The organism is Streptomyces sioyaensis (assembly GCF_004122735.1).
GTDB classification, from domain to species: Bacteria; Actinomycetota; Actinomycetes; order Streptomycetales; family Streptomycetaceae; genus Streptomyces; species Streptomyces sioyaensis.
The window spans coordinates 1-22,930 of record NZ_SDIF01000109.1 but is presented as its reverse complement, the minus strand read 5'-3'; the positions used below and the strand labels follow the sequence as shown (position 1 = coordinate 22,930).

Genomic DNA, 22,930 nt, shown 5'->3' with positions numbered 1-22,930 from the left:
CCTCAACACCCCCCACCGCAGCACCCCTTCCCCCTCCGTTCGACCAAGGGAATCGCCGTGACTCATCTCAGCGTCGAGATGCTCGCAGCGGATGCGACCGAGCCGATCACCTCGGCCGGTCACGCCCAGCTGGGCATCGCCGTTCTGGCCGGCATAGCCGTCATCGTCCTGCTCATCACCAAGTTCAAGCTGCACGCCTTCCTGTCGTTGATCGTCGGCTCGCTGGTGCTCGGTGCGGTGGCCGGTGCGCCGCTCGACAAGGCCATCACCAGCTTCACGACGGGGCTCGGTACGACGGTCGCGGGCACCGGCGTGCTGATCGCGCTGGGTGCCGTCCTCGGGCGGCTGCTCGCCGATTCCGGCGGCGCGGACCAGATCGTCGACACGATCCTGGCGAAGGCGGGCCGGAGGGCGATGCCCTGGGCGATGGTGCTGATCGCCGGGATCGTCGGGCTGCCGATCTTCTTCGAGGTCGGCATCGTGCTGCTGATACCGGTGGTGCTGCTGGTCGCCCGGCGCGGCAACTTCTCGCTGATGCGGATCGGCATCCCGGCGCTGGCCGGACTGTCCGTCATGCACGGGCTGATCCCGCCGCACCCCGGGCCGCTGGCGGCGATCGACGCGGTCGGCGCGAACCTCGGCGTGACCCTCGCGCTCGGTGTGGTCGTCGCCGTCCCGACCGCGATCATCGCCGGTCCGGTCTTCTCCCGTTACGCGGCCCGCTGGGTGGACGTCCGCCCGCCGGAGCAGCTGGTGCCCGCGCGCGGCTCCGACGACCTGGAGCTGCGGCCCGGCTTCGGGATCACGGTGGCCACCGTGCTGCTGCCGGTCGTGATGATGCTGGCCAAGGCGCTGGTGGACATCGTCGTCGACGATCCCGCGGCCGGCGTGCAGCGGGCCTTCGATGTCATCGGCTCGCCGCTGATCGCGTTGCTGACCGCCGTCATCGTCGCGATGTTCACACTGGGGCGGGCGGCCGGGTTCACCCGTGGCCGGATCGCCACGACCGTCGAGAAGTCGCTCGGTCCGATCGCCGGTGTGGTGCTGATCGTGGGTGCGGGCGGCGGCTTCAAGCAGACGCTGGTGGACGCCGGCGTCGGCCGGATGATCCTGGACCTCTCCAAGGGCTGGCACGTCTCCGCGCTGCTGCTGGCCTGGCTGATCGCGGTCGCCATCCGGCTCGCGACCGGCTCCGCGACGGTGGCCACCATCTCCGCCGCCGGGCTCGTCGCCCCGCTCGCCGCGGAGATGAGCACCACCCACGCCGCGCTGCTGGTGCTGGCCATCGGCGCCGGGTCGCTGTTCTTCAGCCATGTCAACGACGCCGGATTCTGGCTGGTCAAGGAGTACTTCGGGCTGAGCGTCGGGCAGACGCTGAAGACCTGGTCGGTGATGGAGACGCTGATCTCGGTGGTCGGGATCGTCTGCGTCCTGCTGCTGTCGCTGATTCTTTAGGGCCCGGTCGTTCAGCTGGGTTCCGGTCGGTTCAATTGGGCCCCGGTCGGTTCAGTTGGGCCCACGGGTAGTTGGGACCCGGGCGCCCCACTCCCCCTCAGGCGCCCGTTCCCCGGCACGGGGCCGCACCGGCGACTGTTCGACGGTGCGGCCCCGTGCGCAGGAGGTCATCCGGCCGGCTGGAGCGCGGCGGTGCCGACGATGTCCGCCAGGGCGGCGGACATCCGGGCAGTGGCGCCCTCCGCCGGTGCGCCGAGGGCGAGATAGCCGTCGGGGCGGACGAGGAGGACGGCCGGGCCGCTGCCGTACGCGTCCTGGACATGGCCGTCGGCGTCGAGCAGATCGGGGGCCGGGCCACCGACGCGGACGACCCGCAGCAGGGCGGGGTCGGCGGGCAGTTGGGCCTCCTCCAGCTCGACGTCGCCCAGGGCGAGCAGGGTGAAGTGCGGGCCCCGGAAGGCGTCGAAGAGCCGGGTGGGCCGGCCGTCGGCCGTGCGGCACGGGGCGTCGGGGGCCCGGTCGCCGGCGACGGGCGTGCCCTCGGCGAGGTCCGTCCGCAGCTCCCGCGTCAGCGGGCTGTCGGGGTAGCCGATGTCGAGCTGGTGCAGATCCCGGCCGCGGCGCAGGCTGCCGGAGCGGTGCAGCCGGGTGCTGGTGTCCAGGATGTGCGCGGCGATCGGGCGGCGCTCGGTGCCGTAGCTGTCGAGCAAGGAGTCGGGGGCGCCGTACCGCAGCACCTGGCCGAGCTTCCAGCCGAGGTTGTAGGCGTCCTGCACGCTGGTGTTGAGGCCCTGGCCGCCCGCCGGGGAGTGGACGTGCGCGGCGTCGCCGGCGAGGAAGACCCGGCCGGTGCGGTAGGAGTCGGCCATGCCCGCGCGGGGGCGGAAGACGGAGGACCACACCACCTCGCGGATCTGCTCGGGTGCCAGGTGGGTGCGCGTCGAGAGGAGGGTGCGGATGGTCTCCGGCGAGGTGTCCGTCGTCCCCTCGGGGGCCGCGATCAGGGTCTGGAAGAGGTCGGTGCCGGCGAGCGGGAGCAGGGCGGTGAAGCCGCCGTTCGGCAGGATCCAGCGGTGCCAGTGGTCCCGGTCGAGGCCGTCGATCCGGACGTCCGCGAGCAGCGCGACGCCCGGCTCCAGCGACGGCCCGCTCATCCCGGTGCCCAGCTCCCGGCGTACGGTGCTGCGCCCGCCGTCGGCGGCGACCAGATAGGCGGCGCGCACCGTGTGCGGTGCCCCGGCACGTTGCAGACGGACCGTCACCCCGTCCGCGTCCTGGGTGAAAGCGGTGAGTTCGGTGCCGAGGAGCACGCTGCCGCCGAGCTCCGTCAGCCGGGTGTGGAGCACCTCCAGAGCGCGGAACTGCGGCACCATCAGCGCGGTCGAGTGGGGCACGGCGGGCGTCGGGTCGACCCGCTCGATCATCTCGCGGACCTCGGTGATCCGGCCGTCCTCCCAGAGGCCGAGCGGCGGGTAGAGCCCGCCGACCGCACGCATCGCGTCCAGCACCCCGAGGTCCTCGTAGACCTCCTGGGTGCGCGGCTGCACACCGGTGCCGCGGGCGCCGGGGGAGAGGCGGTCCTGCCGCTCGACGACCAGGGCGCGCACCCCGCGGCGGGCCAGGTCGATGCCGAGCGCGAGGCCGGTCGGGCCCGCGCCGGCGATCAGTACGTCGACGGTCGTGGGGAGGTCGTCCGCCACGCCGGCACTGTCCTTAACGTTGTTAAGTTCCATGTTCCGAGGATGTCCTTAACGGTGTTAAGTTGTCAACATGGTTTCTCGCATCGACCGGAATCAGGTGGTGGACACCGCGCTGCGGCTGCTGAACGAGGTGGGCCTCGACGGCCTCACCCTGCGCCGCATCGCCAAGGAGCTGAACGTCCAGGCTCCCGCGCTGTACTGGCACTTCAAGAACAAACAGGAACTGCTGGACGAGATGGCCACCGAGATGTTCCGGCGGATGGTCGCGCCGATGCTGGGGGAGGGGCGCGAGGGAGCCGGTCCCGGCCGCGGCTGGCAGGACGTCCTCCGCGGCGCCTGCCGGGGTATGCGCCGCCAACTCCTCGGCTACCGCGACGGCGGCAAGGTCTTCAGCGGCACCCGGATGACCGACGAGAGCTACGCCCGGCCGCTCGACAACCTCCTCACCCGGCTCACCGCGGCGGGCTTCTCGCCGAGCCTGGCGGCGCGGGCGTGGTGGACCGCGTACAGCTACACCATCGGCGTGGTGATCGAGGAGCAGTCCGTCTATCCCGAGCCGGGCGAGCCGGAGGCCCGCCGCCCGGAGGACCGCGATCCGGCCTACGACCTGGAGAGCCGCGCGCGGAAGATCGGCGAGCGCTATCCCCTCGCGGCGGGGGCGGGGGTGGAGATGTTCGGCGACATGGAGCGGAACTTCGAGGCCGGGCTACAGCTCATCATCGCGGGCGTCGAGGCCACTGCCGCGGGCGGGTGAAGCCGGCGACGCGGTGTCCTCGGCGGTCTGCCGGGGGCCACGCCGGCGGCGCCGGACGGCGATCGGCACCGCGCCCGCGAGGCCCAGCGCCGCCGGAGTCGCCGCGACGGCCGTGTTGAGTGCGGGCTGGTCGAAGGTGTCCGGCACCGGCAGCCACGACCAGCGGTTGATCGGCCATGCGATCGTGAAGGCACGTCCCACGACCTGCTTGGTCTCGACGGTGCCGTTGCCCTTGAGGTTCATGTGGTAGCGGGAGTCCTGGGATTTCTGACGGTGGTCACCCATGACCCAGATGCGTCCCTTGGGAACCTTGATCGGCCCGAACGGCTTGTCACCGCAGGGGGTGTTGCCGGGGAAGAGGTACGAATCCTCCTTCAGCGCCTTGCCGTTGACCTTGACCGGGCCGGTGCCGTGGCACTCGACGGTGTCGCCGCCGACCGCGATGACCCGCTTGATCAGGTCCTTCTCCTCCGCTGACGGCATCAGGCCGATGGAGCTGAGGACCTTCTGGACGGGGTTGGGCTCGGGGGTCGGCGTCTCGTTCAGCCAGCCGCCCGGGTCGTGGAAGACCACGACCTCGCCGCGCTGGGGCTCGGAGCCGAACCATGGCGTCAGCTTGTCGACCAGGACCCGGTCCCCGCGCTGCAGGGTGTCCTGCATCGAGTCGGACGGGATCGAGAACGCCTGCACCAGGAAGGTCTTGATCAGCAGGGCGAGGAGGAGGGCGATACCGATGAGAATCGGCAGCTCTTTCCAGAAGCCACGCTGCTTTTTGGCCTTCTTCACGCTGCCGCTCGCTTCCTCGTCCCATGGTCGTCCCATGGCGGTTCCTGGTCCGTCGACACTCCCGGACCGGTCGGCCGCCCCCGGGCCCCCGACCGTCCCGCGCCCCCGCCCGTGCCGACCGACCGGAGCTGTTTCCGGTGCCGGAGCCGGAGCCGTTTCCGGTGCCGAAGACAGCACGCATTCCGCACGTTAAGCGGCACCTGTTTCGATCGTCCCGAGGTCATGTATCAGGCACATCTCGGTCCTTTCCCGGGACCGTGACAGTCACCGGGAACGGCGTCCGGCCTTATGCGATTCCTACGCGGTTCCTGGACGTCGACTCCCCGCGGAGTGGAACCTCCCGGCCGTCAGCGGCGCGGGTCGATCGCCTGCTTCAGTACGGGGGTGAGCGGGCGCTCCAGGAAGCGGTGCAGCAGCCACGCCAGCAGCAGCATCAGCCCCACGGTCAGGAGCAGCGTGGCGTACGAGGGCAGTCCGAGGGTGTGGTGCAGGGCGCGGACGACCACCCAGCCCAGGTGTTCATGGACGAGGTAGAACGGGTACGTCAGCGCGCCCGCCACCGTCAGCCAGCGCCAGTTCGCCCAGCGCAGCAGGCCCAGGGCGACCGCCGCGACGAGGGCGAAGCCGAGGGTGACGACGAAGATGATGCCGGCCGTCGACCGGTAGGAGAACGCGGTGGCCGACGGCGCGTGCCAGAGCCCGGCCACCGCGTAATGCTGCCCGACCAGCCAGCTGACCAGCACTATCGCCCAGGCGATCGGATCGCGGGCGCCGTAGCGGTGCAGCAGGTACAGACCGATGCCGCCGATGAAGAACGGGGCGTACTCGGGCATCAGGACGGTGTCGAGGAAGGGCTCGTGCGCGGCCTGGGCGAGCGCGGCGGCCAGGGTCCAGCCGGCGCAGAAGAGGACCACCCGGCTGCGGGTGGCGCCCGGCAGGACGACGCAGAGCGCGAAGAGGGCGTAGAACCGCATCTCCGCCCAGAGGGTCCAGCACACGCCCAGCACCCGGTCCACGCCCAACGGCTGTTGCAGCATGGTCAGGTTGGTGAGCACCTCACTGGGCGGCAGCGCCTTGTAGGCGACCCAGGGGAGCGCGAAGACCGCGGTGATCAACAGGATCGCGGCCCAGTACGCCGGATAGAGGCGGGAGACGCGGGAGGCGATGAAGGCGCGCAGCGTCCGGCCCCAGCCGCTGAGGCAGATGACGAAGCCGCTGATCACGAAGAAGATCTGTACGCCCAGACAGCCGTAGGCGAACAGCGGTGCCAGGGTGGGGAATTGGTGGGCGGGCGAGCCGCCCCAGGCCTGGGATATCTCGCCGCTGCGCCCGCCGTAGTGGTACGCGGCGACCATCAGCGCGGCGAGCAGCCGCAGCCCGTCCAGGGCGCGCAGCCGCGACGAACTGTCACGGCTGCGCCCCCGTATCGCCGCCGGCCCCGGGGCGGTGACGGCAACCGGCGTGACGGGTGGTGCGCCGGTTGTCAGCTCGGTGGTGGTCATCCGAACGCGGCCCGCTTCTTCAGCCGCCGCTGCACCGCGCGCGCCTGGCGGGCGACCCGGCGGACGGCGGCGTTGCGCGGGATGAACGCCAGCTGGGACGGGATCGCGCCGGGCAGCGCCAGCGCGGTCAGCCGGCGGCGCTTGAAGTAGCGCCAGGTGAACTGGTCGAGATGGGCCGCGAGATAGCGCTCGGCGTGCGGTCGCAGCTGCGGGTACATCTGGTGCTGCATCGCATAGCCGACCGCCGCGACCAGGCCCTGGACGTGCTCCGCGGTGGCGGCGGCGCGCGGCTGCTCGCTGCGGTCGCCCAGGTCGGGCACCAGCGCGTCCACGAGCGTGACCGGGATCCGGTTGCTGTTCTGGTACGGGGTGAGCCGCTCCAGCAGCAGACCGGTGCCGGTGCGCGCCGTCGGCAGGTCGTAGAAGGTGGCCGCCGTGAGCAGCGCGGTGGAGAAGCAGCCGACGACCAGCGCGGGCCGCATCCGCTGGTAGAGCACCTCGGCCAGCACCGGGCGCTCCAGCACGGTCAGTGCGAGGTCCAGTTTCTCGGCCTCCCGCTCCAGCAGCCGCGACCAGCGGGCCGGCGCGGACGGGTGCGGTTTGAAGACGACCGTGCGGTGGCCGCGCTCGGCCGCGCCGCGCAGCATCCGCACATGCAGCTCCTCTTCCTCCTCGGGGGTGAGGATGCCCAGCGCGGAGAGGTACTGGCCGAGCAGCAGCGCGGCACCCTCCGGCAGGTCCAACTCGCCGCTGGCGTCGGAGAGTTCGGAGAGCACCTTGAGGAAGGTGTCGGCCGGCACGGTCCGCGGCTCGACCTCGAACTCGGTCAGCAGGAGCGGCGTCAGGCCCGGTACGAGGTCCAGGTGCAGCAGCCGGTTGATCCGGGTGCCGATCAGCGGGTCGAGCTTGTTGCGGGTCGGGCCGTAGCTCATCAGGCCGTCGGCGTAGACGTCGATCGGCGCGTCGGGGAACAGCTGGGCGACCGCCAGCGCCGGGTTGACCTGGATGGACTCCACGACCAGCTCGACGCGGTCGTCGCCCAGGCCCCACAGCAGCCGCAGATGCCGCTCCCACAGCGGGGCGTCGTCCGCGCGCGGGGACCAGCCGCCGGGGTGGAACGGGCTGATCGTCTCGTTCCAGGACAGCACCCGGTCGAAGCGGCCGCGCAGCCGCTCGAAGCCGGGCATGGTGTCCAGCGAGGCGCTGGTCTCCGGGGTCGCCGCGTTGTTGCTGAGCAGCAGCAGCCGGCGGTCGGCCGGGGCGAAGCAGTCGGCGTCCAGCGCGGCGGCGAGCGTCGCCGCGCCGTAGAGCGTGGACGCCATGAAGATCTGGGTACGCGGTCGGGTGGACATCAGGCGGCGACCTCCGCCGGGACGGGGCGACGGCGCAGTCGCCGCAGCCGGGACGCGCGCTGCACATCCATCGAATCCAGGGCTTCCTTCAGTACGTCCTGCGGCATGCGTTTCATGGCCGCCGCGCTCATCGCGCGCAATTTACGGGCGACCTGCGGTTCGAAGCGTTCGATCGAACCGAGGTGGTGGGAAATGATCGCGCAATAGGTGCGCACCGCCTTGGGCAGCAGGAATTCCGCATCGCGATCTTGCGCGGTCTCCTCGATCACCTGATCGAAGGCGCGAATGAAGTCCAATTGCCGCACATCCCCGATCTGGGTCAGTGAGGACGCCACTCCGCGCCGGTAGAAAACGCCGAGCAGTCCGACCACCGCCATGGACTGCGCCTCGCGGTGCAGCCGCCAGATCCAGGGGCGGTCCTCCGCGGTGCGCAGCCCGTCCCGGAAATGCAGCACCCCGTCGTCCAGCAGCCGGCGGTGGTACATCCCGGCCCAGGCGTAGGCGTAGTCGACGGAGGTGGAGCGGTCGGCGGGCAGGATCACCGCGCGCGGGTCCAGCACCACCCCGCGCCGGCCGTGCGGGACCCGGTGGACGCTGCGCGCCCGGGCGGTGCACTGGACATGGTCGGTGCGGACGAAGTCGCACCCCAACTCTTCGATGGTCGAAAGGAGCTGGGGGTAGTAGCCGGGTGCGAGCCAGTCGTCGCCGTCCAGGAAGGTGACGTACTCGCCGCGGGCCTCGTCCAAGCCGGTGTTCCGGGCGGTGGCCAGCCCGCCGTTCTGCTCGTGCCGCAGGACTCTGGCGCCCGGCAGCTCGCGCTCGGCGCGCGCGAGGATCTGAGGGGTCTCGTCGCGCGAGCAGTCGTCGACGAGCAGGAATTCAAAATCCTCGCGGGCATTGGCCGCCAGGCTTTTCAGGGTGTCGGGCGCGTATGTCTGCACGTTGTAGAACGGCACGATGACGGAGAGCTTAACCACCCGGTTGACGTTAGGCGCGGCGTCCGGCTTTCGTCTTTACGGGGTGCGGACCCCAGGGTGAACGAAGAATGGCGGGATGGTTAACCAGGCCGACAATCGGGCCGGTTCGTCATTCGTCGACCCGCTGTTAACCCTTTGTTGCGGCCCAGTTGGCCCGCCAAACGGAATGCCTTCCTAGCGTCTTCGACGTGCCATCACGTACCGCTTCCACGCCGCGAGTCGCCGTGCTCGCCGACTCGGATACCCGGTGGAAATGGGGCGCTTTGACAGCGTACCGGATCCAATCGGACATTCGACTCGACGGATACCTCCTCCGCGGCCGCGCAACCCCCACGGTCCGCCAGCTCGACGAAGTCGGCGCCCGTGCGGACTCGCTGCGCGAAATCAGGGGCGTCGACTTCGTGCGTTCCGTCGACCGTACGCGCTATGACGTCATCGTGCTGGCCTGTGTAGGCGGAGCGGTGCAAGCCGTGCTGCACGGCCTGGCCCGCGCCTGGCAGGCGGGGACGCCGGACGCCGCCACCGGGCAGCACCGCCCGGTCGTCGTCACCGGCTACGTCGGAGTGGTCTACGAGAAGCTCGCCGACGGGCTGCTGCTGCGGCACGGCGCCGATGTCGTACTCGCCAACTCCCGGCACGACGCGGACCGGTTCCGCGAGGTCTACCGCGGCGTCGGCGCCGACGACCACAGCGTCGTCGAATGCGCCCTGCCCTTCCTCGGCGGCGCCCGCTACACCGGCGAACACGCCCCCTACACCGTGGTGTTCGCCGCCCAGCCCTCCGTCCCGGAGAGCCGCGCGGACCGTACCTACCTGCTGCGCCGGGCGGTGGAGCACGCCCGTACGCACCCCGACCGCGAGGTGCTGATCAAGCTCCGCAGCAAGCCGGGCGAGCACACCACCCACATCGAGGAACTGCCCTACCAGAAGCTCGCCGCCAAGGCACCCGGCGGGCTGCCCGCCAACTGCCGCCTGGTGTACGGCAACATGGGCGAGGTTCTGGACCGCACCGACCTGATGGTCACGGTCAGCTCCACCGCCGCCCTGGAATCCCTGCACCGCGGCATCCCCACCGCCGTCCTCACCGACCTCGGCGTCCGCGAGGCCCTCGGCAACCACCACTTCCTGGGCTCCGGCTGCCTGGCCTCCTGGGACGAGCTGGACGCCGGACACCGCCCGGAGCCCGACCGGGAGTGGCTGGCCCGGCAGGGGGTCGCCGCCGACGGGGAGTACGAGCGGGCCTTCGACGCCGCCCGCGCCCGGGTCACCGTGCTGCGCGAGGCCGGCCTGCTGCCGCCGCTCGCCCCCTACTACACGCCCCGCACCGCCCCCGGCTACCTCCCCGGCATCCTCGCCCGGCACGGCCTGGACCCGCACGGCGAGCCACTCGCCGGCTACGACGGGGCCCCCGAGGAGACCGGCGGACTGCGCCGGGTCGCCCGCGAGACGGTCCGCGAGGCCGCCCGCGGCGCCTACCGCCACGGCGTCCAGCGCGTCGCCCCCGCCATCCGCCGCTGGGGGCAGCTGTGACCGCCCGCCCGTCGCCCGCCACCTCCGATGGCCCGAGCCCTACCGAGGAGCCCGCAATGTCACCCACTGTTGTGGCCGTCATCCCCGCCCGCGGCGGATCCAAGGGCGTGCCCGCCAAGAACCTCGCCGCCGTCGGGGGCGTGCCCCTGGTGGCCCGCGCGGTCCGTGAGTGCCGCGCCGCCCGCCTGGTCACCGATGTCGTGGTCTCCACCGACGACGCCGGGATCGCGGCCGCCGCCCGCGGCGCCGGAGCCGTCGTCGTCCGCCGCCCCGGCGACATCGCGGGCGACACCGCCACCAGCGAGGCCGCCGTCCTGCACGCCATGGACGCCTACGAGGCCGAGCAGGGCACCACGGTCGACGCGGTGCTGCTGGTCCAGTGCACCAGCCCGTTCATAGTCCGCGAGGACATCGACGGGGTGGCGGCCGCGGTCGTCGAGGACGGCGCGGACAGCGCGCTGACCGTCGCCCCCTTCCACGGCTTCGTCTGGCGCGAGGCCGAGGACGCCGAGCACGCCGTCTCCGGCGCGACCGACGGCGGCCACGGCGTCAACCACGACAAGTCCTTCCGGCCGCGCCGCCAGGACCGCCCCCAGGACCTGCTGGAGACCGGCGCCGCCTACGCGATGGACGCGGCCGGCTTCCGCACCAGCGGCCACCGCTTCTTCGGCCGCACCGAGCTCGTCCGCACCGACCCCGCCCGGGTGCTGGAGATCGACGACCCGCACGATCTCGCCCGCGCCCGCGCGCTGGCCCCGCTGCTGGACGCCCCGCGCCCCGGCGCCCTGCCCACCCGCGACGACATCGACGCCGTCGTCCTCGACTTCGACGGCACCCAGACCGACGACCGGGTGCTGATCGACTCCGACGGACGGGAGATCGTCGCGGTCCACCGCGGCGACGGCCTCGGCGTCGCCGCGCTGCGCAAGGCGGAGCTGAAGCTGCTGATCCTGTCCACCGAGACCAACCCGGTCGTCGCCGCACGGGCCCGCAAGCTCCAGGTGCCCGTCCTGCACGGCATCGACCGCAAGGACCTCGCCCTCAAGCAGTGGTGCGAGGAGGCCGGCATCGCGCCCGAGCGCGTGCTCTACGTCGGCAACGACGTCAACGACCTCCCGTGCTTCGACCTCGTCGGCTGGCCCGTGGCGGTCGCCGGCGCGCACGACGTGGTGCGCGGCGCGGCCCGCGCCGTCACCGCGACGCCCGGTGGCAGCGGCGCCATCCGCGAGATCGCCGCCTGGCTGCTGGGCCCGTCCCTGTAACCGCTCCCATCCGCCCCGGCCGTCACCCCAGACCCCACCCCGCACACCCTGATCAACACGAAGGAATCTCCCCATGAGCAGCAACTCCCGCATCCGCACCCTCGGCAACCGCGAGGCCGGCCCCGGCCGCCCCGTCTACGTCACCGGTGAGATCGGCATCAACCACAACGGCGACCTGGAGAACGCCTTCGCGCTGATCGACGCCGCCGCCGACGCCGGCTGCGACGCGGTGAAGTTCCAGAAGCGCACCCCGGAGATCTGCACCCCCCGCGACCAGTGGGACATCGAGCGCGACACCCCCTGGGGCAGGATGACCTACATCGACTACCGCCACCGCGTGGAGTTCGACGAGGACGGCTACCGCGCCATCGACGAGTACTGCAAGAAGCGCGGCATCGCCTGGTTCGCCTCCCCGTGGGACGTCGAGTCCGTCGCCTTCCTGGAGAAGTTCGACGTGCCCTGCTACAAGGTCGCCTCCGCCTCGCTCACGGACGACGAGCTGCTGCGCGCCATGCGCGCCACCGGCCGCACCGTCATCCTCTCGACGGGCATGTCCACCCCCAAGCAGATCCGGCACGCCGTCGAGGTCCTGGGCAGCGACAACATCCTGCTCTGCCACGCCACCAGCACCTACCCGGCCAAGGCCGAGGAGCTCAACCTGCGCATGATCAACACGCTGCAGGACGAGTACCCCAACGTCCCGATCGGCTACAGCGGCCACGAGACCGGTCTGCAGACCACCCTCGCCGCGGTCGCCCTCGGCGCCACCTTCATCGAGCGCCACATCACCCTCGACCGCGCCATGTGGGGCTCCGACCAGGCCGCCTCCGTCGAGCCCGGCGGCCTGTCCCGTCTGGTCCGCGACATCCGCACCATCGAGGAGTCCCTCGGTGACGGCGTCAAGAAGGTCTACGAGAGCGAGCTCGGCCCGATGAAGAAGCTGCGCCGCGTCACCGGTGTGGTCGCCGAGGCCGAGGCCGCCGAGCCGGCCGCCGTCTGAGCACCACCGACGAACCGACGGGAGCCAAGGTGAGCTCACCTGAAGGGGCCCGCGCCGTGCCCGTCACGCCCGGTGCCGAGGTCCCGCCCCCGGAGACGGCGGATACTCCCGCCCGCCGTCTCCGGGGGGTCCCGCGCCAGCGCCACCGGACCGCCGGCGACGGCAAGGACCCGGCCGCCCGGGGCAGGGGCACCCTCGCCTTCGTCGAGAGCCCGGTGCAGCTGCTGAACGTCCTGGAATGGGCGCACACGGCACAGGCCACCGCACTCACCGTCGTCGTGCTCTCCCCGCACGACCCGATGACCCGCGGCCAGCTGCGCCGGATGGCCGAACTCGCCCGCGACGAAGGCCATGCGGTGCGCTGGGAGGAGGCCCGCGGCGGCCCCACCGCCCCGGTGCGCACCATCGGCGGGCTCACCCCGCTGCTGCGCCGCGCCCGGCGCATCGTCATCGGCGACCCGTTCTCCCGCTACGTGCAGCTGCTGCTCACCCTCACCAAGGCGCGCGATCTGGTCGTCGTCGACGACGGCACCGCCACCATGGAGTTCATCTCCCAACTCGCCCGCGGCGAACGGCTGGTGCGCTGGCACCGCAACGGCAGCGGGCGCGGCGCCCGGGACCTGGCCTTCGCGCCGTTCTCGGCGACCGCCCGGCGCCGGCTCACCCCCGCGCCCGAGGGCGGCCGGCGCACCGTCGGCCTGTTCAGCGCCATGCCCGTCGAGGTACCGCCCGGCGTCGAGGTCACCGCCAACGACTTCGCCTGGACCCGCGGCCGCTTCGGCCCGCCCCGGCTCACCCGCGCCGCCGACATCGTCGGCACCTCGCTGGTGGAGACCGGCGTCGTGGACGCCGACCGCTATCTGGCCGCGGTCGGCGCCCTGGCCCGTACGCACGACGCCACCCGCTACTTCGCGCACCGCAAGGAGAGCACCGAAAAGCTGAGACGGCTGTCCGACGAAACCGGCCTGGAGGTCGTCCGCCCGGACCTGCCGCTGGAGCTGATCGCCCGCCGCGGCCCCATCGGACGGCTGATCGTCAGCTTCCCCTCCACCGTCGTGCACACCCTGCCGCTCGCCCTGCTGGGCACCGAGGTCAAGGTCGCGGTCTGCGACATCGATCCGCAGTGGCTGACCGCCCACGCCTCACCGCGCGCCCAGGGTTTCCTCGACGGGGTCACCGGCACCGCCCGTGACGTCCAGCGGCTGCCGTTCACCCAGCAGATGGCGGCCGGCTGAAGACCGGCCGGGGGCGGTCGCTGAGGACGGTGGCTGACGACCGGTCGAGGACGGCGGTACCGCGCACGAAGCCTTACTGCATACCCTTCGCATAATCCGTCCATGCGCCGAGCGGCCTAGATTTTCTTCCCCTAACGGGCTGAACTTTTGTTGATCGAGGGACAGTTGCCCCACCCGGGCCCGTAACCTTCCCCAGGTGAACCATGTGATGTCCCGCGATACCGGTCCCGCCCGCACCCCCGCCGGAGACCAGCTCCCCGGCGCGCTCCCCGACGGGCTGCGCGCCGAACTCAGCCTGTTCCGGCGTGACTTGCACATGCACCCCGAGCTCGGCAACCAGGAGCTCCGGACCACCGCGGCGATCAAGGACCGGTTGGAGCGGGCCGGGCTGCGCCCCCGGGTCCTGGCCACCGGAACCGGCCTGATGTGTGACATCGGCACCCCGGACGCCACGGCCGGCGGTCAGGCCGTCGCCGCGGACCCCACCCGCCCCCTGCTGGCCCTGCGCGCGGACATCGACGCCCTGCCCATCCCCGACACCAAGAACGTCGACTACGCCTCGACGATCTCCGGCCGGGCGCACGCCTGCGGCCACGACGTCCATACCACCGTCGTCCTCGGCGCCGGCCTGGTCCTCGCCGAGCTCGCCCGCACCGGCGCCCTGCCGCGCCCGGTCCGGCTGATCTTCCAGCCCGCCGAGGAGGTGCTGCCCGGCGGTGCCTCCGACGCGATCGAGTCCGGCGTCCTGGACGGCGTCGGCCGGATCCTCGCCGTCCACTGCGACCCGCGCGTCGACGCCGGCCGGATCGGGCTGCGGGTGGGAGCGATCACCTCCGCCTGTGACCGTCTGGAGGTCGGACTCGACGGCCCCGGCGGCCACACCGCCCGCCCGCACCTGACCACCGACATGGTCACCGCCGCGTCCCGGGTCGCCCTCGACGTCCCGGCGCTGCTCTCCCGCCGGGTCGACGCCCGCGCCGGGCTCGCGGTCACCTGGGGCCGCCTGGCCTCCGGCCACGCCTGCAACGTGATCCCGCAGCACGCCGAACTCTCCGGCACCGTCCGCTGCCTCGACCTCGACGCCTGGCGGCAGGCCCCGGACCTGGTCCATGCGGCGATCGACGAGGTCGCCACGCTGCACGGCGCGAAGTCGCAGATCACCTACGTCCGCGGGGTGCCGCCGGTGGTCAACGAGCCGGTCACCGTCCAGCTGCTGCACTCCGCGATGGCCGCCCGCCGCGGCGAGGGCGCCGTCGAGGACACCGAGCAGTCCCTCGGCGGCGAGGACTTCTCCTGGTACCTCGAACACGTCCCCGGCGCCATGGCCCGCCTCGGCGTCCACCCACCCGCCGAGACGACCCGCCGCGACCTGCACCGCGGCGACTTCGACGTCGACGAGCACGCGATCAAGGTGGGCGTCGAACTCTTCACCGCCGCGGCTCTTCTCGACGGGGACCTCGCGGACTGAGTGCGTTCCGTCCCGGCACTCAAGATCGACTACGGATAACAGGCCTCCGACCGCAAAGTGCCCATATCGGCCCGTTCCCACGAGTAATCGGGACGGACTGCACATATCGCCCGGCTGTGTTACGCGAAGGGGTCCTACGCCTCGAATCGATAACGTCCACGCAGCGGAGGGTTTTGCACCAGGTCTACGCGCGTTAATCTCCCTCAAGCCAGCGCCAAAGGGGGCGCTACGAGTCGAAGGGGCCCTCGTGCACCGGGTATCCAAGATCGCTGCCGCGGGCATAGCCACCGCGGCCCTCACGCTCTCGCTGAGCGCCTGCGGCGCGTCGTCCACCGAGTCCGGTGGCAAGGACAAGGGCCTCGGCCTCGCCTTCGACGTCGGCGGTCGCGACGACCACTCGTTCAACGAGGCGGCGGCTCGTGGCGCGGACAAGGCCGAGAAGGACCTCGGCGTGAAGTCCAAGATGATGACCGCCAAGAACGGCGAGACCGAGGCGGACCGCGAGCAGCGGCTGACCTCGCTGGCCGAGGCGGGCTTCAACCCCGTCGTGGGCGTCGGCTTCAACTACGGCAAGTCCGTCAACAAGGTCGCCAAGCAGTTCCCGAAGACCACCTTCGGCGTCGTCGACTCCCCCTCCCAGGCCAAGAACGTCTACGGCATGGTCTTCGCCGAGAACGAGGCCTCCTACCTCGCCGGTGTCGCCGCCGCGCTGAAGAGCAAGACCCACAAGGTCGGCTTCATCGGCGGTGTGAACAACGCGCTGATCCAGAAGTTCCAGGCCGGCTTCGAGCAGGGCGTCAAGGACACCGACGCAAAGGCGAAGGTCACCTCCGAGTACCTCTACGCCAACGACGACAAGGGCTTCAACGACCCGGCCGCCGCGAAGGGCAAGGCCAAGGGCATGCTCGACGCCGGCATCGACGTCATCTACACCGCGGCGGGCCAGTCCGGCAACGGCTCGATCGAGACGGTCGCCGGCAAGAAGGGCACCTGGGCGATCGGCGTCGACTCCGACCAGTACCTGCAGCCGGGCCTGTCCCAGTACAAGGGCTCGATCCTCACGTCGGTGATGAAGAACGTCGACGTGGCGGTGTACGACCTGGTCAAGAGCGTGCACGACAAGAAGCCGCTGACCGGTACCAAGAGCTACACGCTCAAGGACGACGGCGTGCGCCTGTCCACCTCGGGCGGCTTCATCAACGACATCCAGGCCAAGATCGACGCGGCGAAGAAGAAGATCGCGTCGGGTCAGGTGAAGGTCAGCGACACCCCCGCCAAGTAGTAAGGGCCTCTGTGATCCGGTCCGGCGCGGCGGCCACCACGCCGCCGCGCCGGGCCCGTTCGCCGGAGAAACCCGGCAGGTATTCCGGCTTTTTTCGGCGTCAACACTACGCGCGTAGCGTGGAGTTGGCGCGATATCTTCGCCTCCCCGCTCCTTCGTACCACTCCCTGTCCCCCGAGGAGAGTGCGCCATCAAAGCGTCCAGCAGCCCCCAGGCAGACAGCGCCCCCGCCGCAGCACCGGCGGTGGAACTCCGCGGGATCACCAAGCGGTTCCCGGGAGTCGTCGCCAACCACGACATCGACATCACCATCCACCGCGGCACCGTGCACGCGCTGGTCGGCGAGAACGGCGCGGGCAAGTCCACGCTGATGAAGATCCTCTACGGCATGCAGAAGCCGGACGAGGGCACCATCAGCATCGACGGCGACCAGGTCAGCTTCCACAGCCCGGCCGACGCCATCGCCCGCAACATCGGCATGGTGCACCAGCACTTCATGCTCGCCGACAACCTCACCGTCCTGGAGAACGTCGTTCTCGGCGGCGAGAAGCTGCACGGCATCGGCGGCAAGGCCCGCGCCGAGATCATCAAGATCTCCGACCGCTACGGCCTCGGTGTCCGCCCCGACGTCCTCGTCGAGGACCTCGGCGTCGCCGACCGCCAGCGCGTGGAGATCCTCAAGGTCCTCTACCGCGGCGCCCGCACCCTCATCCTCGACGAGCCGACCGCGGTCCTGGTCCCGCAGGAGGTCGACGCGCTCTTCGACAACCTGCGGGAGCTCAAGGCCGAGGGTCTGACCGTCATCTTCATCTCCCACAAGCTGGGCGAGGTGCTCTCGGTCGCCGACGACATCACCGTCATCCGGCGCGGCACCACCGTCGCCTCCGTCGTCCCCGGCGAGACCACGCCCAAGCAGCTCGCGGAGCTGATGGTCGGCAGCGAACTGCCCTCGCCGCAGACCCGCGAGTCCACCGTCACGGACGTGGAGATGCTGAAGGTCGACGGGCTGCGGCTGAGCACCGCCGACGCCGAGGGGGTCGAGCGCACCGTCCTGGACGAGGTGTCGCTGACCATCCGCAAGGGCGAAGTCCTGGGCATCGCGGGCGTGGAGGGCAACGGCCAGGCCGAACTGGTCGAGGCCATCATGGGCATGCGCGACCCCGACGGCGGGACCATCACGCTGGACGGCGTCGACATCAGCCATCGGCCCACCCGCGCCCGGCGTGAGGACGGCATCGGCTACATCCCCGAGGACCGCCACCGGCACGGCCTGCTGCTGGAGGCCCCGCTGTGGGAGAACCGCATCCTGGGCCATGTCACCGAGAAGCCCAACGCCAAGGGCCGGCTGCTCGACCTGAAGGCCGCCCGTGCCGACACCGCGCGCATCGTCGCCGAGTACGACGTCCGCACCCCCGGCATCGAGGTCACCGCGGCCTCGCTCTCCGGCGGCAACCAGCAGAAGCTGATCGTCGGCCGCGAGATGAGCCACCACCCCAAGCTGCTGATCGCCGCGCACCCCACCCGGGGCGTGGACGTCGGTGCCCAGGCGCAGATCTGGGACCAGATACGCGCCGCCCGCCGCGAAGGTCTCGCCGTCCTGCTGATCTCGGCCGACCTGGACGAGCTGATCGGCCTGTCCGACGGCCTGCGGGTGATGTACCGCGGCCGGCTCGTCGCGGACGCGGACCCCGCCACCATCACCCCGGAGGAGCTGGGCTCCGCCATGACCGGCGCCGCCAGCGGCCACCTCACCCATTCCGACAGCGACACCGCCGCAGACTCGGAGCCGCGCCCGTCCCAGGAGGGGGAGTCCGAGTGAAGAAGCTCGACAAGAACAAGCTGATCCTGGGCATCGCCGCCCCGGTCCTGGCGATCGTCGCCGCGCTGCTCATCACCTCGGTGATCATCCTGGCCACCGGCAAGGACCCGCTCCACGCCTACGCGGTGATGGCCGACTTCGGCTCCAAGAGCGACAGCCAGGTCTGGATCATCAACAAGGCGGTCCCGTACTACCTGTCCGCGCTGGCCGTCGCCATCGGCTTCCGGATGAACCTCTTCAACATCGGCGTCGACGGCCAGTACCGGATCGCGGCGTTCTTCGCGGCGGTGGTCGGCGGTGCGCTGACGCTCCCCGGCTTCCTCCAGATCCCGCTGATCATCCTCGTCGCGATGCTGGTCGGCTCGGTCTGGGCGGGCATCGCGGGCGTACTGAAGACCACCCGCGGCGTCAGCGAGGTGATCACCACGATCATGCTGAACGCCATCGCGGCCGCGGTCATCGGCTACTTCCTCCAGGACGGCCGGCTCGCGGTCAAGGACGGCAACCTCTTCCACACGCCGAACCTCCCGGCCTCCAGCCACTTCTTCACCATCCCCACCCAGCCCGCTCCCCTCGACGGCTTCCTCGTCATCGCGGTCGTCGTCGGCTTCGCGTACTGGTTCGTGCTCAACCGCACCCGCTTCGGCTTCGACCTCCGTACGGTCGGCCAGTCCGAGTCCGCGGCCGAGGCGGGCGGCGTCAGCGTCAAGCGGATGATCGTCACCTCCATGCTGCTCTCCGGCGGCGCCGCGGGCCTGATCGGCATGCCGACGCTGCTCGGGACCTCGTACAACTACGGCACCGACTTCCCCATCGGCATCGGCTTCACCGGCATCGCCATCGCGCTGCTGGGCCGCAACCACCCGGTCGGGATGGCCGTCGCCGCGCTGCTGTGGGGATTCCTCGAACGCACCGGCACCCAGCTCGAATTCGAGGACTACCAGCAGGAGATCGTCGGCGTGATGCAGGGCGTCATCGTCCTGTGCGTCGTCGTCGCCTACGAACTCGTGCGGCGCTACGGCCTCAGACTCCAGCAGCGGCAGGTCGGCGAGGAGCTCGCCGCGCAGGCCCGTAAGACCGAGAAGGCGGAGGTGTCCGCATGAGTACGAACCTCACGGCTCCGGTCGGCCAGAGCCCCAGCCACCCCCAGAAGCCGAAGACCTCCCGGGCCAAGCTCAGCTACCCCAAGGTCCTGCTGATCATCTCCGGCGGCCTCATCCTGCTGTCCCTGCTGCGGATCGTCACCGGCGCCAACAACCTGACCGAATCGGGCCAGTACACCGCCGCGCTCAACGCCGCCGTGCCGATCGGCCTGGCCGGCCTCGGCGGTCTGTGGTCCGAGCGCTCCGGCGTCATCAACATCGGCCTCGAAGGCATGATGATGCTCGGCGCCTTCTCCGCGGGCGCGGTCGGCTGGGAGCACGGCCCCTGGGCCGCGGCGCTGGCCGGCGTCATCGGTGGCGCGCTCGGCGGACTGCTGCACGCCGTCGTCACCGTCACCTTCGGCGTCGACCACATCATCTCCGGCGTCGCCATCAACATCATGGCGCTCGGCCTGACCCAGTTCCTCGCCAAGCTGTGGTTCGGCGCGGACGGCAGCGCGGCGGCAGCCGCCGGCGGCAACGACAAGCAGTCGCCGCCGATGCCCGACATGCCGACGTTCACCGTCCACGGCCTGTCCGAATGGCTCTACTCCGTCGAGCAGCACCACTGGTTCCTGGTCTCCGACGTGGCCGGCATCCTCGGCTCCCTGGTCACCAACGTCTCCTGGCTGACCCTGCTGACCGCCGTCCTGTTCGTGCTCACCTTCTTCGTCCTGTGGCGCTCCTCCTTCGGCCTGCGGCTGCGCTCCTGCGGCGAGGGCCCGATCGCGGCCGAATCGCTGGGCGTCAACGTCTACCGCTACAAGTACGCGGCCGTCGCCGTCTCCGGCGCGCTGGCCGGCCTCGGCGGCGCGTTCCTCGCGATCTACGTGCACATCTACCAGGACGGCCAGACCGGCGGCCGCGGCTACATCGGCCTCGCCACCATGATCTTCGGCAACTGGCGGCCGGGCGGCGTCGCCATGGGCGCCGGCCTGTTCGGCTTCATGGACGCGCTCCAGCTGCGCGGCGGCGGCCCCACCGTCCACGCGCTGCTGCTCCTGCTCGCCGTGCTGCTGGTCGGCCTGGCGGTGTGGAAGCTGCGCGGCGGACAGCGCACCCAGGCGGTGATCAGCCTGGTCGCGGCCGCGCTGCTCGCCGTCTGGTACGCCACCACCCGAACGGTTCCGCTGGAGATCGTCGGCGTTGCCCCGTACATCGCCACCCTGTTGGTGCTCTCATTGGCCGCGCAGCGCCTGCGGCCACCGAAGGCCATCGGCAAGATCTACAGAAGAGGCCAAGGTAAGTGAGCGAGGGCAGCGAGAGAACAGTTGAGAGGTGCGCGCCGAGCGAGTGCGAGGCCGAGCGGAGCGAGGTTTCGGCATGAGCACACCTCCCGACTGGGAGTCGCTACGGCGGCAGGCCCGGGACGCGATGTCCCGGGCCTACGCCCCGTACTCCGGCTACCCCGTGGGTGCGGCCGCCCTCGTGGACGACGGCCGCACCATCACCGGCTGCAACGTCGAGAACGCCTCGTACGGCCTCGGCCTGTGCGCCGAATGCGGCCTGATCTCCGCCCTGTTCGCCAGTGGCGGCGGCCGCCTGACCGCCTTCACCTGCGTCGACCGCACGGGAGACCTCCTCGTCCCGTGCGGCCGCTGCCGCCAGCTGCTGTGGGAACACGGCGGGCCGGAGCTCCTGGTCGACACGGCGGCGGGCATCCGCCCGCTGTCGGAATTGCTGCCCGACGCGTTCGGGGCGGGGCATCTGAGGGGGTAAGGGGGCGGCGGGCCGGCCAACGGGCTCCGGGAGCGTCAGGACCGCGCAAGCCGCAGGTCGATCCACGGAGTGCTGTCGCCCGGCAGCAGATATCGCTCGGTCTCGACGAACCCGTGCTTGAGCGCGAACCGCAGCCCGTCCTCGTTGGAGGACAGCACGACGGTCTCGATCACCTCGGCCCCGAGCTCCCGCGCCCGGCCGAGCCCGCGCGCATACAGCTCCTCCCCGAACCCCTGACCACGATGACCTTCGAGCACCCGGGCAATCACCGTGGCCGTCAGCGTGCCCTCGGCAGGCGGACGCACCGTGCTGCACCCGATGAGCTCGTCACCGGTATACGCGACCTCCAAATGGTGTCTCTGTGCCCGCTCCCGCACCTCCTCCAGCGAGAGGAGATGCGTAGGAATGATCACGTTATGGACGTGCCGCCAGTCCTTGAGGGCGACGTCCCCGACCGGCTGCTGAATGCGAAGATCAGACATCGCAGCAGGAGACCCGAGTCGCCTTCGGACGTCAACTCCGTTTGCCATGACGGCGATCCGCCGGTGGCCGCCGAAGGTGCGCAGCCAGGAAATCCATCGACGTTCGGTGACTGAAGGGCAGCGGTGACTGAAGGCGGAGGTTTCGGGACTTTCTGCCCTGTTGGCGGTGGTGGACCTCTTGATTAACTCCTCTGCGGCTTAAGGGTTCTTGCTGGTCGAGAGGGGTTGGCTGGTGGCGTCCGTGGAGCGGAGCGCATATCCGTGGTTCACGCGGCTGACGCCGGAAAGATGACACCTTCCCGGCCCCGGTCCCGGTTCCGTGCACCGTCCGCACGCTTTGCGCTCACCGTAAGGAGTCCTTTGTCCCATGGCTGCCCGCAGAATTCTGCTCCGTTTGGCCACCGTCTCGTCCGTCCTGGCCCTCGCCAGTACGGTCACCGGCGTCGCCGCGGCTGGAGATATGTCATCCACCCCTCCGCAAGCACCGCTGAAGGTCTGCACCACGGGTGACTACATGCCGCTGACTTACCGTGACAAGGCGAGCGGGAAGTACAGCGGCTTCGATATCGACATGGCCAAGAGCCTGTCCGAGCACCTGGGGCGCAAGGCCCAGTTCGTACAGACGAGTTGGCCGACGATGATGCAGGATCTCCTCACGCCGGGGAAGTGCGACATCACCATGGGGGGCGTGTCTGCCACGGCCGACCGGCGGGAGAAGGCCGATCTGACTGCCTCGTATCTCGTCGACGGCAAAGCCCCGGTGGTCAGGTCGGGCGAGGAGAGCAAGTATCAGACTCTCGACCAGATGGACCGGAAGGACGTCCGTGTCATCGTGAACCCGGGCGGCACGAACGAGCAGTTCGTCAAGGACCGCCTCCCGCACGCGACCGTCATCACCTGGCCGGACAACGTGACCATTTTCGACGAGATCACGTCCGGGCGTGCGGATGTGATGATCACCGACGCCCTGGAGGGGAAGTACCAAGCCAAAATCCACCCTGGGCTGGCGGTCGTGAACCCGGACAAGCCGTTCACCAAGGTGGAGAAGGTGTACATGCTTCCCAAAGGAAGCCCTCTCACTTCACCGGCCAACTCCTGGCTCACCGAGGTGAAGAAGGACGGGACCTTCGACGAGCTCTACGACAAGTGGCTGAAGTGACACATTGTCATCGACGGCTCCCGCCACCCTGAGGGGCTCCACCTCCCCTCGGGGGCATGCCGGACGGCTGATGCCGGGCGCCGGGCCTCCGGGACCTCCCTACGCGCCCGGGGGTGCCCTGCGCGCCGGGGGGGTGCCCTGCGCGCCCGGGGTGCCTTGCGCGCCGGGGGGTGCCCTACACCCGGGAGTGTCCTGCCCTCGGAATGCCCCGCACTCCGATCCCGTTGTGGCCCGACAAGGGGGGCTTGGCATCCCCTACGGGATGTGTTCGCCCGCCCCCTACGTGCCACCACGGACTCCCGCTCGC

At 70.7% G+C, this 22,930-nt stretch carries 19 protein-coding genes; 13 read left to right on the top strand and 6 right to left on the bottom strand.

Features of this window, described 5'->3' with window-relative positions:
• Nucleotides 1-57 precede the first annotated feature (57 nt).
• The gene (locus EST54_RS27215; protein WP_129250367.1) at nucleotides 58-1,455 is read left to right on the top strand and encodes a GntT/GntP/DsdX family permease; all 1,398 of its coding nucleotides are present in this window, start codon (nucleotides 58-60) and stop codon (nucleotides 1,453-1,455) included.
• A 167-nt stretch (nucleotides 1,456-1,622) separates the two neighbouring features.
• Here the strand turns inward: EST54_RS27215 and EST54_RS27210 are convergent, their stop codons facing one another.
• Nucleotides 1,623-3,188 carry an FAD-dependent monooxygenase gene (locus EST54_RS27210; protein WP_129250366.1) on the bottom strand — a complete coding sequence of 522 codons (1,566 nt, stop codon included), beginning with the start codon at nucleotides 3,186-3,188 and terminating at the stop codon, nucleotides 1,623-1,625.
• Nucleotides 3,189-3,225: 37 nt separating this feature from the next.
• Here EST54_RS27210 and EST54_RS27205 point away from each other — a divergent pair, with 37 nt between their 5' ends.
• Nucleotides 3,226-3,909 (top strand): TetR/AcrR family transcriptional regulator C-terminal domain-containing protein, encoded by a 684-nt coding sequence (locus tag EST54_RS27205; RefSeq protein ID WP_129250365.1) that lies wholly within the window; start codon nucleotides 3,226-3,228, stop codon nucleotides 3,907-3,909.
• On the opposite strand, the gene lepB is transcribed toward EST54_RS27205, so the two are convergent.
• From lepB to EST54_RS27185, 4 genes are all read right to left on the bottom strand, one after another.
• Complete coding sequence (gene lepB, locus EST54_RS27200) at nucleotides 3,862-4,731, bottom strand: signal peptidase I (RefSeq protein ID WP_129250364.1); 870 nt, start codon at nucleotides 4,729-4,731, stop codon at nucleotides 3,862-3,864. The two genes, EST54_RS27205 and lepB, sit on opposite strands and share 48 nt — an antisense overlap.
• Nucleotides 4,732-5,042: 311 nt before the next feature.
• Nucleotides 5,043-6,197, bottom strand: a complete 1,155-nt coding sequence (locus EST54_RS27195) for an acyltransferase family protein (RefSeq protein WP_129250363.1) — start codon at nucleotides 6,195-6,197, stop codon at nucleotides 5,043-5,045.
• A complete protein-coding gene (locus EST54_RS27190; RefSeq protein ID WP_129250362.1) occupies nucleotides 6,194-7,549 on the bottom strand; it encodes an alpha-2,8-polysialyltransferase family protein in 1,356 nt (451 codons plus the stop codon). The genes EST54_RS27195 and EST54_RS27190 overlap by 4 nt, the downstream gene beginning before the upstream one ends.
• Complete coding sequence (locus EST54_RS27185) at nucleotides 7,549-8,526, bottom strand: glycosyltransferase family 2 protein (RefSeq protein WP_129250361.1); 978 nt, start codon at nucleotides 8,524-8,526, stop codon at nucleotides 7,549-7,551. The genes EST54_RS27190 and EST54_RS27185 overlap by 1 nt, the downstream gene beginning before the upstream one ends.
• A gap of 224 nt (nucleotides 8,527-8,750) precedes the next feature.
• Between EST54_RS27185 and EST54_RS27180 the strand changes: the two genes are divergently transcribed.
• From EST54_RS27180 to EST54_RS27135, 10 genes are all read left to right on the top strand, one after another.
• Nucleotides 8,751-10,055: a DUF6716 putative glycosyltransferase gene (locus EST54_RS27180; protein WP_129250369.1), complete on the top strand. Its 1,305-nt coding sequence runs from the start codon at nucleotides 8,751-8,753 to the stop codon at nucleotides 10,053-10,055.
• Nucleotides 10,056-10,111: 56 nt separating this feature from the next.
• On the top strand, nucleotides 10,112-11,317 hold the full coding sequence (locus tag EST54_RS27175; protein WP_129250360.1) for an acylneuraminate cytidylyltransferase: 1,206 nt from the start codon (nucleotides 10,112-10,114) through the stop codon (nucleotides 11,315-11,317).
• A gap of 73 nt (nucleotides 11,318-11,390) precedes the next feature.
• Complete coding sequence (locus tag EST54_RS27170; protein WP_129250359.1) at nucleotides 11,391-12,317, top strand: N-acetylneuraminate synthase family protein; 927 nt, start codon at nucleotides 11,391-11,393, stop codon at nucleotides 12,315-12,317.
• Between the two features lie 56 nt (nucleotides 12,318-12,373).
• A complete protein-coding gene (locus tag EST54_RS27165; RefSeq protein WP_129250358.1) occupies nucleotides 12,374-13,552 on the top strand; it encodes a hypothetical protein in 1,179 nt (392 codons plus the stop codon).
• 208 nt (nucleotides 13,553-13,760) lie between these two features.
• On the top strand, nucleotides 13,761-15,020 hold the full coding sequence (locus EST54_RS27160) for an amidohydrolase (RefSeq protein ID WP_129250368.1): 1,260 nt from the start codon (nucleotides 13,761-13,763) through the stop codon (nucleotides 15,018-15,020).
• A 247-nt stretch (nucleotides 15,021-15,267) separates the two neighbouring features.
• Nucleotides 15,268-16,302 carry a BMP family lipoprotein gene (locus tag EST54_RS27155; RefSeq protein ID WP_129250357.1) on the top strand — a complete coding sequence of 345 codons (1,035 nt, stop codon included), beginning with the start codon at nucleotides 15,268-15,270 and terminating at the stop codon, nucleotides 16,300-16,302.
• Between the two features lie 190 nt (nucleotides 16,303-16,492).
• Nucleotides 16,493-18,121 (top strand): ABC transporter ATP-binding protein, encoded by a 1,629-nt coding sequence (locus tag EST54_RS27150; RefSeq protein ID WP_244942627.1) that lies wholly within the window; start codon nucleotides 16,493-16,495, stop codon nucleotides 18,119-18,121.
• Nucleotides 18,118-19,224, top strand: a complete 1,107-nt coding sequence (locus tag EST54_RS27145) for an ABC transporter permease (RefSeq protein WP_129250355.1) — start codon at nucleotides 18,118-18,120, stop codon at nucleotides 19,222-19,224. The genes EST54_RS27150 and EST54_RS27145 overlap by 4 nt, the downstream gene beginning before the upstream one ends.
• Nucleotides 19,221-20,513, top strand: a complete 1,293-nt coding sequence (locus EST54_RS27140; RefSeq protein ID WP_129250354.1) for an ABC transporter permease — start codon at nucleotides 19,221-19,223, stop codon at nucleotides 20,511-20,513. Before EST54_RS27145 ends, EST54_RS27140 begins: the two co-directional genes overlap by 4 nt.
• Nucleotides 20,514-20,586: 73 nt before the next feature.
• The gene (locus tag EST54_RS27135; protein WP_129250353.1) at nucleotides 20,587-20,982 is read left to right on the top strand and encodes a cytidine deaminase; all 396 of its coding nucleotides are present in this window, start codon (nucleotides 20,587-20,589) and stop codon (nucleotides 20,980-20,982) included.
• 35 nt (nucleotides 20,983-21,017) lie between these two features.
• On the opposite strand, the gene EST54_RS27130 is transcribed toward EST54_RS27135, so the two are convergent.
• Nucleotides 21,018-21,464, bottom strand: a complete 447-nt coding sequence (locus tag EST54_RS27130; protein WP_129250352.1) for a GNAT family N-acetyltransferase — start codon at nucleotides 21,462-21,464, stop codon at nucleotides 21,018-21,020.
• Nucleotides 21,465-21,831: 367 nt separating this feature from the next.
• Here EST54_RS27130 and EST54_RS27125 point away from each other — a divergent pair, with 367 nt between their 5' ends.
• Nucleotides 21,832-22,623 (top strand): transporter substrate-binding domain-containing protein, encoded by a 792-nt coding sequence (locus tag EST54_RS27125; protein WP_129250351.1) that lies wholly within the window; start codon nucleotides 21,832-21,834, stop codon nucleotides 22,621-22,623.
• Nucleotides 22,624-22,930: the final 307 nt, after the last annotated feature.

Coding starts and splice junctions, on each gene's coding strand:
- EST54_RS27160 (WP_129250368.1), top strand. CDS start 13,761: ATGTCCCGCGATACCGGTCCCGCCCGCACCCCCGCCGGAGACCAGCTC.
- EST54_RS27175 (WP_129250360.1), top strand. CDS start 10,112: ATGTCACCCACTGTTGTGGCCGTCATCCCCGCCCGCGGCGGATCCAAG.
- EST54_RS27170 (WP_129250359.1), top strand. CDS start 11,391: ATGAGCAGCAACTCCCGCATCCGCACCCTCGGCAACCGCGAGGCCGGC.
- EST54_RS27190 (WP_129250362.1), bottom strand. CDS start 7,549: ATGTCCACCCGACCGCGTACCCAGATCTTCATGGCGTCCACGCTCTAC.
- EST54_RS27140 (WP_129250354.1), top strand. CDS start 19,221: ATGAGTACGAACCTCACGGCTCCGGTCGGCCAGAGCCCCAGCCACCCC.
- EST54_RS27125 (WP_129250351.1), top strand. CDS start 21,832: ATGGCTGCCCGCAGAATTCTGCTCCGTTTGGCCACCGTCTCGTCCGTC.
- EST54_RS27135 (WP_129250353.1), top strand. CDS start 20,587: ATGAGCACACCTCCCGACTGGGAGTCGCTACGGCGGCAGGCCCGGGAC.
- EST54_RS27130 (WP_129250352.1), bottom strand. CDS start 21,464: ATGTCTGATCTTCGCATTCAGCAGCCGGTCGGGGACGTCGCCCTCAAG.
- EST54_RS27205 (WP_129250365.1), top strand. CDS start 3,226: ATGGTTTCTCGCATCGACCGGAATCAGGTGGTGGACACCGCGCTGCGG.
- EST54_RS27210 (WP_129250366.1), bottom strand. CDS start 3,188: ATGGAACTTAACAACGTTAAGGACAGTGCCGGCGTGGCGGACGACCTC.
- EST54_RS27195 (WP_129250363.1), bottom strand. CDS start 6,197: ATGACCACCACCGAGCTGACAACCGGCGCACCACCCGTCACGCCGGTT.
- lepB (WP_129250364.1), bottom strand. CDS start 4,731: ATGGGACGACCATGGGACGAGGAAGCGAGCGGCAGCGTGAAGAAGGCC.